The organism is Pantoea sp. SGAir0215, assembly GCF_043543215.1.
Map to the genome: position 1 here is coordinate 3,214,054 of NZ_CP028031.1, position 12,543 is coordinate 3,226,596.

The 12,543-nt window shown below is 56.1% G+C and carries 9 protein-coding genes; all 9 read right to left on the bottom strand.

What is annotated here, in order from left to right; translation table 11 throughout:
* Positions 1-2 precede the first annotated feature (2 nt).
* Genes C1N64_RS15060 through C1N64_RS15100 form a run of 9 tightly spaced genes read right to left on the bottom strand, consistent with a single transcriptional unit; the run spans position 3 to position 12,527 of the window.
* The gene (locus tag C1N64_RS15060; protein WP_367143901.1) at positions 3-1,265 is read right to left on the bottom strand and encodes a polymorphic toxin type 46 domain-containing protein; all 1,263 of its coding nucleotides are present in this window, start codon (positions 1,263-1,265) and stop codon (positions 3-5) included.
* Between the two features lie 3 nt (positions 1,266-1,268).
* Complete coding sequence (locus C1N64_RS15065) at positions 1,269-2,063, bottom strand: DcrB-related protein (protein WP_394514917.1); 795 nt, start codon at positions 2,061-2,063, stop codon at positions 1,269-1,271.
* Between the two features lie 14 nt (positions 2,064-2,077).
* Complete coding sequence (locus C1N64_RS15070) at positions 2,078-4,015, bottom strand: type VI secretion system Vgr family protein (protein WP_367143899.1); 1,938 nt, start codon at positions 4,013-4,015, stop codon at positions 2,078-2,080.
* Between the two features lie 11 nt (positions 4,016-4,026).
* Positions 4,027-5,517, bottom strand: coding sequence for a serine/threonine protein kinase (locus tag C1N64_RS15075; protein WP_033742141.1), 1,491 nt, complete (start codon positions 5,515-5,517; stop codon positions 4,027-4,029).
* Positions 5,518-5,546: 29 nt separating this feature from the next.
* The gene (tssH, locus tag C1N64_RS15080) at positions 5,547-8,156 is read right to left on the bottom strand and encodes a type VI secretion system ATPase TssH (RefSeq protein WP_367143898.1); all 2,610 of its coding nucleotides are present in this window, start codon (positions 8,154-8,156) and stop codon (positions 5,547-5,549) included.
* 55 nt (positions 8,157-8,211) lie between these two features.
* Positions 8,212-9,258, bottom strand: coding sequence for a type VI secretion system baseplate subunit TssG (gene tssG / locus C1N64_RS15085; protein WP_367143897.1), 1,047 nt, complete (start codon positions 9,256-9,258; stop codon positions 8,212-8,214).
* Positions 9,255-11,132, bottom strand: coding sequence for a type VI secretion system baseplate subunit TssF (gene tssF, locus C1N64_RS15090; protein ID WP_394514918.1), 1,878 nt, complete (start codon positions 11,130-11,132; stop codon positions 9,255-9,257). Before tssF ends, tssG begins: the two co-directional genes overlap by 4 nt.
* 2 nt (positions 11,133-11,134) lie before the next feature.
* On the bottom strand, positions 11,135-11,710 hold the full coding sequence (gene tssE, locus C1N64_RS15095; RefSeq protein ID WP_033742150.1) for a type VI secretion system baseplate subunit TssE: 576 nt from the start codon (positions 11,708-11,710) through the stop codon (positions 11,135-11,137).
* Entirely contained in the window at positions 11,700-12,527 is an 828-nt protein-coding gene (locus C1N64_RS15100; protein WP_375123836.1) for a type VI secretion system accessory protein TagJ, read from the bottom strand. Before C1N64_RS15100 ends, tssE begins: the two co-directional genes overlap by 11 nt.
* Between the last annotated feature and the right edge of the window lie 16 nt (positions 12,528-12,543).

Sequence of the window (12,543 nt, forward strand, 5' to 3'; positions counted from 1 at the left end):
TTTCACCTAAACATCTCTTTTTCATTCGATAGCAGTTGAATTGCTCCACCCTCTGTTTGATATGGCTTACCTTTTACAGACCACTCATCGAGGGCTGGCGATGACGTACTTCGCAACACTTCTACTTTTTGCTGTGTAGTATACGGGGTTGCGACTTTGTCGACTACTTCTTTTGTTCCATAGATGGTTCCTTTAGGATTGATTCCCAAGCTTGTTGGTTTAACATCTTTACTCAATGCATACCAGTTACCTTGACGGCCGCCTGGAACTTGATTTTGATAAAGCAATTTATTTTTATTCAGTGTTTCGACACTCACTCTCCTCGAAAAGTCAATTCCATTATCGAAATCGCTAATTTGTTCAGGGGTAAACCCTTTTGATTCCATCCAATTTCGAGATAGTTCTTTATTACCTCTTATCGTAATATCTTTGTTTAGATCTCCTGTCCGGCCAAATTTTGCATTCAATTCGGCTCGGCGAGCTGATATTTCAGCATTGACAGGTTTTACCTCAGCTGGAGTGGGAATCTCACCACTGCGCCAGGCATCAAACTTCATCCCACCCTTGCCGCCGGCATATCCTCCAATGAAGCTTCCCGCCAGCATAGACCATTTTTGACCATCGCTGCCTTCGCCAAATATCTTCCCACCCAGCCAGCTTCCTGCATAACCGCCACCAAACGCGCCCGCCAACCCCAATAAAGCAATAGCTGGTGAGGCAATAACAGCAACAGCTGCAGTCCCAACGCCCATCATCACCCAGTTAACCCAGCCCGGAATTTCAGGATTAATTACATCAGTTTGGTATTTACCACCGCCGATAAATACGTTACCAGAACCACTACTGATCTCTGCACTACAAGTTAAACGATCACCTATGCGTGCCGCCGGGAAATTGTTAATAAAAACCTTATCTGAACCTTCTGCAACTAACTGCAGCGAGCCACTATGTTCATCGCAATTTCCTTTAGACAAATGTGCACGCATTGCTGCTCTGCTATTCACAAACACGTTGAGAGAGCCGCATGTAAGTTTGCCTGTATTGTGCCGTGGAGCCCAGGACATACTTCCCAAAACTTCTCCTATTCCGCCTGCGGCACAAGCGCCCGCCGCCGCCGCTGAGACAACGGCTAATGCCGCACCACCAGTCACCACTACAGCTGCCGCACCCAATATTGCGCCGCCGATTAGTCCTGCAACCATCCAACCCTTTGAAGCGGTGTGTGCTATATCGTCAAGGTCTCTCGCCGCATTAAACTCTGCCATTCGCTATGCATCCTTCTGCCTCAGTAAAAATGCAATGACTTGCTCCTCACTGGACAATCTCTCTGGTCCATCGTAACCTTTAGCAATACCAATATTGTTCAAAAGTGACGATACTTTGCTACCTGGTGAATGCCAAAGAGCGTAGCGTATGGGTTCTTCATCGTTCAACGCGGCGATATGCAAGGGATTACCCTTAGAATCAAAAAACAAGTAATTTCCATTTAACGCTCTCTTTAAATCAACATGTTGATAGAGAGCGTTAACACCTTCGTGCGCTGTAATGATTTTGGTATCGTTATCAAGAGAGAAAAATATCTCAGGAGAGTCTGATGCAACAGGCGTGGATTCACTCTCTTTCTCAACATGATTGAACTTAATGCTGTTGATGATCGTTTGATACTGTTTTTGATAATACTCGTTAAATTGGGAAGGGCATGTACCAATATAGCAAACAATTTTCTTCCCACCCAGCGGTTCATCAAGTAAGACAACTGTTTGTTTTTGCCAAATCTGAACCCCACCATTTTCAAAATGGTAGAAAAGCTCAACAGCCTGCACCCCATCAACTATAGTAAATTGTGATGTAATATTGGTAAACGCCTCAACAGTTGTACCCATTTCTTTTATGATTCGAGCTGCAACTTTTTGAACTGAATCATCACTTGATGCGGACGCCCGCGATACCACAAAAGTAAACTCACTTGCACTATTTTCACTTAGTGTGAATAAATTCATAGTGCGGTCTTTATATATATCGGGTAATTCAAGTGAAGCTTCCTGAAGTGTATAAATTGCCATTTTAAATCCCGGAACTATTTATCTGAAGAAGTAAAATAACTGTCTATTTCACTCTCAATTTTATTTTTTTGACCGCCACCTGGCGCTACAATTTCTGCTACTCCACCTGTGGGATTTAATTGCAACTTGCCACTCGAGGTGTTTATCTCACCGTTTTGGCCGACTGTCAGGTTGAAATTTTTGCCAATGAAGTTGATATCACCAGCCTGAGTTAACTCAATCGCACTTTCTCCACATTCGATTCTAATTTTATCGCCAGCAGCGATAATATAAGCGCCAAGAGCACTTTCAGAACGGTTCCCGGATGTTAACGTTTTACTGTCACCCTTCACGCCTAATGTATGGTTGCCCTGAACACGCGTTTCGTGATCAGCGCCAACCGTCACGCTTCGATTATTAACTACGTTGTGACTTTCATCATTCTTGACATTAGTATCCAGATTACGCTGCGCCTGAAGCCATACCTGCTCCTCACCCGCCTTATCCTCAAAGCGCAATGCGTTAGCGGTATCCGCCGTGCCGTCTTTCGATCGGCTCAGAAAGCCCATCTGTGTGGCGGCAGCGGGCAGTGCCCACGGCGGCATACTGGCCTCATTGTAAACCCGGCCGATAATCAATGGACGGTCGGGATCGCCGTTGATGAAATCCACCACCACTTCATCGTTGACGCGCGGGATCTGCACCCCGCCAAACCCCTGGCCTGCCCAGGCGCTCGACACGCGCACCCAGCATGAACTCGTGTCGTCACCCTTCGCCAGACGGTCCCAGTGAAACTTCACCTTCACCCGGCCGTATTTGTCCGTCCAGATGCTCTCGCCCTTCGGCCCTACCACCCTGGCCGTCTGCGGGCCGTGCGTCTTCGGCCACGGTGTTTCCGGGCGCGCACGGAAGGTTACCGCGGCAGGCAGCACCGTGAAGTCGATGTTGTGGCGCGTGGCACCCACGTCGCCGCTGGCGTAGCTGTTCTCTTCAAAGTCATAGTACGCCGACGTCACCAGGTATTTGCCGTTGTCGCTGAAGTGCGGCGCGTTCAGCAGCGCAAAGGTGTAGCCCGGCGCGATACCCGTCGCCGTTCCGCTTCCGCTCACCTCGTGGTGCTCTGCCTGCCACACCTCCTGGCGGACGCGCGCGTAGTATTCGCCGTGACCGTGCTCGACAAAGTGGCCAGGCCAGTCGTACACGTCCACTGAACCCGGCGTCGGCGACACCGGATTCTGGCGCGCCTGCAGCATCCACGCGTTTGGCTTGCGGAAGTCGTAGTCGTCGGTGCTGTAGATGCCCGGCGTCACGCTCTCCGCCAGCGCCCACTGGCTCACGCCCTCCTCCGTAACGCTGCCGCCCGACGGCGTCACGTGGTACGCGATTGTCTCGTAGCCCGGGAACGGCTGATGCTGATCCGGCGCGTCGCACAGCACCAGCGTGTGTTTGTCCGCCTCGTGGCGGAAGAAGTAGTAAATGCCCTCCAGCTCCATCAGCCGGCTGATGAAGTCAAAGCTGCTCTCCTGATACTGCACACAGTATTCCCACACCCGGTAGCTGCCCGCCAGGCGCGTCTCCACGTTTACCGCGTACTCCTTCAGCAGCGTCTGCACAATCTGCGGCACCGTCTGGCTCTGGAAGATGCGCAGGTTGCGGTCGCGCTTCATCGGCCACAGGTCCGGCTCCACCGTCAGCCCGTAGACCGCATAGCGCACACCGCCCAGCTCCTCGCTGCGTACCCCAATCCGGATGATTTTGCCGTTGATATAGCGCGGGTTCAGCGCGCTCATCAGGCCGTCCGTCGGCAGCGTGAAGGTGACCGGTTTACCCAGCAGCGACTGGCGGTCAATGCGCGCGTCCGTGGAAAGCAGCTCCGCTTCCAGCACGAACGATTCAGACAGCGCCTCGCGGCCGCTCAGACGACGGAACAGCAGTCCCTGCGCGGGAAGTTGTACAGTAATACGTGAAAACATAGACATACCTGTTAAATATGAGGATCAAGTAACCAGACGCCTTCCTGATTAATCGTCAACGTCTGTTCGCGTTCGCCGCTTTGACCTGTCACTGAAAACGTGTAATTGCCTGGTGCCAGTTGCAGTGCGGCAAAACCATTGGCTGCCGGTACAACCGCCTGCGGCTGGCCGTTCACCTCAACGCGCTCGCCGGGCTGTAATTTGATATACACCTGCGCGACGGGCGCAGGTGGCGGTGCCACCGGCTCCTGCGCTTTTTCCGGTTGGGCCTGGGCAGTCTGCGTTTGTGCTGGCGCCGTCTGGGTTTGAGCCGGTGTAACAGAGGGCTCCGTCGGTGCCTGCGATGCGGAGGAAGCTGCCGGGGCCGTTTCCGTCTGCGCAACGTCAGCCGGTTCAGCGTCCTGTTTGTCGCCGCCCGCCATCAGTAAACCTGCACACACGCCCACCAGCACGCCCGCCGCGACCAGGCCCGGTAACGCAAAGCGGTTACGCATCAGTTTCTTCAGCGGTGTGGCCGGTGCAGCGGCCTCGTCGTTTTCTTCTACCGGCACCAGCATCGTGCCCGGCCCGGTGTTTTTCACTTCCGGCAGCGGTTCGGGCGCTTTTTCTGGCAGCACCAGGGAGGCCGCAAAGGCGTCAATGCTTTGCGGTCGATCTTCCGGTTTCAGGGCCAGCGCGCGATCGACTGCCGCCAGCAAGGTCTGGCTGTAGCCAGCCGGCGCACGCTGAACCAGCGGTTGATAATTATCTTCAATACTGCGTACCACGCTCACCGGCGGCGGTGCGCCAGTGATTAGCGTGTGCAGTACGGCACCCAGCGCATAGATATCGGTCCACGCGCCCTGTTCACTTTCATCGTTGTCGCTGTATTGCTCAATCGGCGCATAACCCGGACGCAGCATGGTTTCGCTTTCATCCGAAAGGTTACCGATGGTTTTGCGCGCGGAGCCGAAATCCAGTAGCACCGGATCGCCGTTACTCTGAATCTGGATGTTATCCAGCGAGATATCCCGATGCAGATAACCCGCATCATGGATGGTCTTAATCGCACCCAGCAGGGGCGGCAGCAGGCGACGAATCCAGTTCTCATCGATCAGCTGCGGATTGCGCTCACGCAGGGCTGACAGTGTGGTCCCGCTGTAAAACACCGTACCCATGTAGGCGGTGTCGTTTTGCACCCAAAAGCGCAGTACATGCAGTAGATTAGGATGGTTAAAACGCGCCAGCAGACGAGCTTCCTGAATAAAACTGTTCAGGCCGGCATGGAACGTCTTGCTGAACCGTTCACTGCGCAGTACCAGATTCAGATCGTCGCTGCGCACAGCCAGTGAAGACGGCATAAACTCCTTGATGGCGATATCGCGTTCCAGCTGGTGATCCCACGCGCGATAAACGATGCCAAAGCCACCGCCGCCGATGACTTCCTTGATTTCAAACTCATTGAACCGGTAACCAATTGGTAGCGCATTGGGTACAGTCTGGTGATTATCGTGTTCCGACATATTCGAACGCTCTCTGATAACGAACGGCTTTAGACAGCAAACTGGCAAACAAACTCGCCCTGCTCACAGCTGACCTGCACACGACGATAACGTTCGTCACGGGCATGGGCGCTGAGCAGTATCTGGCTCATTTGCGGCAACAGGGTATTGGTCAGGATGGCGTCGACCATGCGACCGCCAGACTCCACTTCCGTACAACGCTGCACGATCTGGCTGACCACCGAATCGTCAATAACGGCCTCAATACCGTGATTCTCTTCCAGCCGACGGACAATGCGTCCCAGCTGAAGTTTAACAATCTCCGCCAGCATCTCATCACTCAGCGGATAATACGGTACCACCAGCAGACGGCCCAACAGCGCAGGCGGGAAAACCTCCAGCAACGGTTTACGTAACGCGGTGCTGAGAGCTTCTGGCTCCGGCATCAGTTCCGGATCGGCGCACAGAGCGCTGATCAGTTCCGTACCGACGTTAGAGGTCAGAATGATAATGGTATTGCGGAAATCGATGTGACGGCCTTCACCGTCTTCCATCCAGCCCTTATCAAACACCTGGAAGAACAGCTCATGCACGTCAGGATGGGCTTTTTCAATCTCATCCAGCAGTACCACGCTGTAAGGGCGACGGCGGACGGCTTCCGTCAGTACGCCACCTTCCCCGTAACCGACGTAGCCCGGAGGCGCACCTTTCAGGGTTGATACGGTGTGCGCTTCCTGGAACTCGCTCATGTTAATGGTGATTATATTTTGTTCACCACCGTAAAGCGATTCAGCCAGCGCCAGCGCGGTTTCGGTTTTGCCCACGCCCGACGGGCCGCAGAGCATAAACACACCGACCGGTTTGTTGGGATTATCCAGACGGGCGCGCGAGGTGCGGACGCGTTTGGCAATCAGATCCAGACCGTGGCGCTGACCAATCACGCGCTGGTTCAGCGTATCGGCCAGATTCAGCACAGCGTCGATTTCGTTCTTCACCATGCGGCCCAGTGGGATACCGGTCCAGTCAGATACCACCGCTGCGACCACACTGGCATCCACGGCGGCAAACAGCAGGGGCGCTTCACCCTGTACCGCCTGCAGCTTCTGCCGGGTGTGATCCAGCGCCTCACGCAGCGAGGCTTCTCCTTCCGTCACGCAGCGGGCACGGAGTGCAATCAATTCTTCGACCAGTTCGCGCTCCTGCTGCCAGCGGGTGTCCAGCGCATCACGCTCGGCCTCCAGTGCGCTGCGCTGCGCGGCAATGGCGGCCTGACGGGTTTCATCGCCCAGCCCGACCTTCGCTTCGCGTTCCGCAATGTCTGCTTCAATGTCCAGCGCCGCCAGGCGGTGCAGACAATCTTCCAGCGCAGGCGGCTGAGCGCCCTGGCTGACGGCCACGCGGGCGCAGGCGGTATCCAGTAACGCCACGGCTTTATCCGGCAACTGACGGGCAGGAATGTAGCGGTGAGACAGCTTTACGGCGGCGCTGACGGCTTCATCCAGGAGCAGTACCTGGTGATGTTTCTCCAGAGCACTGACGGTGCTGCGCAGCATCAGGATCGCTTTCGCTTCATCCGGCTCCTGCACCTGCACGGTCTGGAAACGGCGGGTTAACGCGGGATCTTTCTCAATGTATTTTTTGTATTCGGCCCAGGTGGTTGCGCCAATCGTGCGCAGCTGGCCACGGGCCAGGGCGGGTTTTAACAGGTTGGCGGCATCGCCTGTGCCCTGTTGTCCACCCGCGCCTACCAGTGTATGAATTTCATCAATAAACAGCACAATCGGCGTGGGACTGGATTGCACCTCGTTGATCAACGCCTGTAAGCGCGCTTCAAATTCGCCTTTCATGCCCGCACCAGCCTGTAGCATACCGATATCCAGCAGCCACAGCTGTACGTCGCGCAGCGGTGCAGGTACGTCACCGGCCGCGATGCGCAGCGCCAGCCCTTCTACCACCGCCGTTTTTCCCACGCCGGCTTCACCGGTGAGTAACGGGTTGTTCTGGCGGCGGCGCATCAGAATATCCACCATCTGGCGGATCTCTTCATCACGGCCGGCGACCGGATCGATTTTTCCGTCCCGTGCGCGGGCCGTCAGATCCTGTGCATACTGCGCCAGCGTACTGGTGCCCGCTGCCGCTGGCGCGGCGGCCTCACCGGCAGGCGGCACAACGGCCTGCTGAACCTCCTTGCTGTTCGCCAGCAAGGTATCAAACTGCGCCAGTAACGCATCGGCATTGATGCGCGAAAACTGCGGCGAGATGCCTTTCAGCACGCTGGCCAGATTAAAGGTTTTCAACATCCCGATGAGAAGATGCCCGCCGCGAATGCGGTTCGCGCCGTATTTCAGCGACGCATAAACCCAGGCGCGTTCAACGGCGCTGTCGATGTGTTCTGCGAGATCGGAGACCGCACTGGCACCGCGCGGCAGGCGGTCCAGGGCAGCGACGATATCCCGCGTCAGCGCGTTTTCATCCAGTGAAAAGTGCTTAATCACCTGCTGAAGATCGCCATCCTGCTGCTGCATGAGCTGATGCAGCCAGTGCACCAGCTCCACGTAGGGGTTGCCACGCAGTTTGCAGAAGGCGGTCGCACTCTCAAGCGAGGTAAATAACAGCGTATCCAGTTTGCCAAATAGTACGGCACGGCTGATTTCTGACATATCGGTTCTCTTTAATGAAAGAAGCGGCTAAATATCGGGGAAAGCGGTTGCGCCGTTACGGCATGGCCTCAACCTCAAAAGCAAAATCTTCACGATCTATGGGCTGCGGTTGCTGTCCAAGCCAACTGGTATAGCCCAGCCGCGCCTCACCGCCCAGGGTTACCCCTTTCACGGCGTCGGCCGCCAGGATCAGGCTGAGATCCCACTGCATCTCAATCCCTAAATAGTGACGTACCCAGTCGCGCACTTCGCACGCGCCCTGAGCATTGGGTAAAAAACGTTCATACTGCTCAGCACTGAGTGGCCCGATGCGCAGGCGGAAGCGATGCTGCACATCACGCACGGCCACGCCAAGGAAAGCGGACTCACCCAGCCGCGGCATGTGGCGTCCTGCTGACAACCGCGCCTGATCGCGGCTGTCCAGCGCTAACCATTGCGGCACGTTCTGCTGCAACATCACCGGCACACCAAAGTAATGACGCAGAATCCGCACCAGGCCTTCGGCATCATGACCGTGACGGCTGAGGTGGCCGGACACCATCAGGCGCGCATGCAGGCTGAGCGAACTGGCTTGTTGCTGAGCCGGTAAGCCAATGCCTGCCACGCAGGCCAGGTAATCCTGAAAGCGTCGGTCATCACGGCGATCCAGCGAGCTGGTGGGCTGAGCATTCGCCCAGGCCCGGTAAAACAGCAAGGTGGCGCGATGGTGGAACAGATCGGCAAAGGCGCTCAGGCTGTGATCCTGGTGGTGATCGATGCGGCCACGAACGTATTCCGTTAAGTGCGTCGGTAACGGGCCGTTAGGGCCGAACAAGCCAAAGCTGTAGATGGACACGTCATAACGGTCGTCCTGCTCGCGCGGTTTAACCTGTGACACGGTGGACGGTGCAAAGGCCAGCGAAGGGGTTTGTCCGATGCGCACGGCTTCAAATTTTGGCAGCGGCGCTTTACCTAAGGCATAACGCTGACCGCTCTGGGCATCCAGCTTACGCAACAGCTGAAACAGGTCGTAGCGCCAGGGGGCGGCCATGACCGCCTGCCAGAAATCATCAGGCAGGCGAACGGCCCGCTGTAAGGGAATGATGTGCGCCGTTTCACTCATAGCAGCGCCTTTTTACCCATGCGCGGTGGCCAGTAGCCCACTTCGCCGCGCTGCTGGCTGCTCAGGGTGAATTCGGTAAAGCTGTTCAGCGCCACGAGGCGAGAGAAGACGCGCTCCAGTACGCTGCCAAACAGCCACGGACTGGCACCTGAAAAAGCCTGTTCATCGACTTCCAGCGCGATGCTCACGCCGCGTGCAAAGACCACCGGGCCCGGTTCCGGTACGCGACGGTGCACGGCTTTCAGGTTGCAGTGCCGTATGCCGTCGATCTGGCGCGTTAGCGGCGTTTCCGCCAGGCTCGCATACAGACTCAACATCTGGCGCAAGGCCGCCGCGCCTTCCCCCTCACTGCTGTCCATCAGGCTGAGATAGTTCATCTGCAGATGACTGATTAACCGCCAGGCTGACAGCCCTTCTGCCAGCGCGGGACGTGGCGGCGTGGGCCCTTTGCATAAGGTAAGCTGCCCGACCGGAATTGAGTCGGGCATAACAAAGTTGCCCTGTTCCTTCTGTAACAGCATTAACGGCAGATCGCGGCTGGTACACATCACCTCGGCAGACAGGTAGCGGATATCGCTGTTCCACGGCGTGTGGTTTTGATCGACCAACGACAAAAATACTTCAGAGCCGATATAGCCTGTGCGGGTGCCATAGCGCAGCGCATGTTCGGACAGTGTGCGCTGTTCGCGACGCAGCGAGAAATAGGCGCCGTAATCGCCGCCATCGTGGCTGAAGGTGCTCCAGAAGGGACGGAAAATTTGCTCTTCACGCTGCCCTTCCACCGAGGCAAACAGCCGCTTCACCGAATGAATTTCATAGTCCAGTGGGCGGATGTTATCGACCACCAGATGATATTCATGCTGACTGTCACTGACTTTGAGTCGCTCAGCCGTTTTCGGGAACAGGTTGATCACCGGCGTGCAGTGCAGCGCCAGGTGCGTATTGTCGACCACGCTTTCCAGCGCGGCATCGGCTTTATCCAGCAGGATAACGATGTCAAAAGACTGTGTGTTGTCGCAGCGGCGCAAAAACGGCGCGAGCTGGCGCAGGCTGACAAACTGGAAACGTGCCGGGAAAGCGAAATATTCCTGTAGCAGACGATAGCCATCGAAATTACGCAGGTCATCCGGCAGCAGCGCCTGATCCGGCGAAAAGCCTTCCTGCTCCAGCGCATCGTCTGGCAGCGACTGGCGCTGTGGTTTTGCTTCCACGGACTGCAAAATAATGCCGCTACGATGCTGCATCAGCAGCTCCATCAGCTTGAGCGCCTGAATATCCGGGCCGCTGAGGAAAAACATAATGTCGTCCAGACTGAGCTGGCTCAGCGAGGAAATGCCTTCGCAGGTCATACGGATGCGCAGTGCACTGGACGCCCCGGACGCTCCGCGTGCCTTCAGTTCTCCCAGCGGAATATCCGCCGGTACGCCCCCCAGGGAGACATCGCTGATGCGCAGCGGCTGCAGCATCACATCATGTGCCGTGCTGTAGCTGCAGGTGACACCGGTTTTTTTCAGGTTCTGGCTTTCCATCATCGTGCCGCGCGGCACTAAAAAACCATTGCTGATATCGCCTTTCCGGCTGTCCGGCGTCAGTTGCGCGATGGCCATGGACGGCGTGGGAGACAGATAGCCGGGCGCCACCATTTCCAGCATGCGCTGCGAAAAGCGCGGGAACTCCGCATCCATCTTTAGCTGCACACGGGAGGTCAGGAAAGCAAAACCTTCCATCAGCCGCTCGACATAGGGATCGGCAACGTCAATACCGCGCATCCCGAGCCGTCCGGCGACTTTCGGATACTGCGCAGCAAATTCCGCGCCCATCTCACGCAGATAGGCCAGTTCACGGTTGTAATAATCGAGCAGCTTGCTGTCCATGATTAACCTGCATCCTGTAGTTCAAAATGGCCGCTCTCTAAATCCACCTGAGTGCGGAACAGAAACTCCAGCGGGTAAGGTACGCACCATAACCGGCCTTTAATCTCGATCGACAAAACGTTGTGCAGGCTGAGGGAGGTCAGATCGCTGACACAGCGCACCTGCAGGCCCTGCGGTATAATACGCGGTTCGAAATGCAGGATGGCATCGGTCATTTTCCGCTGCATATCCTGCCACTCAATGTCAGAAATATTCTGTCCGGCCAGCGGCGCGACGCCAAAGTTCAGCACAGAGCGCTGCACCTCATTCAACCCGCTAAGATCGTGCTGTGCTTCATTGTTAATGGTGTTGAACAGCCACTGAAGATCGCGCAGTACATTGCGTCGCAGCGTGCTGTGGGTAATCACCGAACTGTTGCCCGATTCTGTCGCTTTCTCGGGTGCATCATCCGTCAGTCTGTCCAGCAGCGATGACTGAAGCTTATCGCGCGCGGTCAGCGTGTCGCGATTTTTACGCGAACGATAGCCGCCATGCAGCTGTGAATAGCCGTCACCGGATGAATTGTCGTTACGACTCATGAGGTAACTCAGTTTCGTTGAAAATCATCTGTTGCAGCGTCAGTAAGGGAAAGTCTGCCTCGTCACTGAGCCACATTTTTTGTCCGTGCCCAATGAACTGCCCTTCGTCACCGTCCAGTGCCTGCCATTCTGTGATGCTGGCACGCAGGAAGCGTTCGTCTGCGCCTTCCTGAAGAGGATAACGAACCGGGATCTGACAGATTTGCTCACTGCCATCCACCAGTTGCAAACGCGTATGACGCCAGACCAGATCCGTCACGCTTGCTGGTGCCTGGAATTCCATTTCCGCGATCGCCGCAAACGGGATCCAGTAATAGCGACCATTAGCAATCGCTTCACAGATCGGTCCGAAGCGACTGTCGCCGTCCATCAGCCAGGCGAACGAGCTTTCGCCCTCCTGCGCAACGGCACGACCGGCACTCGCTTCTGCGCTGTCCAGCGCCTGAGCACGCAGTGTCGCCCCTGCTACGCTATCCCCGGCGATATCGGCTTTCAACGCGGCCAGCATCAGATTGCACCAGGGCCAGGCACTGCCAGGCAGTTGTGGATCGGCCTCGCCGCGCAGGACAGCCTCGCGTAATACTTCGCCCGCAATTGCCTGTTGCAGCAAGGTGACGGTGGGCTGCGCCTGCGGCAGCATCGCCAGCCAGGATTTCAGTTGTGTCTGTGCCCGCTTCCAGTTACCGGCAAGGCACAACAGCTGGACGAAGGCAGCCCGTAAATCGGCATCCGCAGGGTTTGCCTGGATTTGCGCGGTAATGCTGGCCAGGTTTTCTGCCAGAGAGGCGTTAGCCAGACGCTGTTGTAAAGAATCCATTCAAACTCCTTATGCC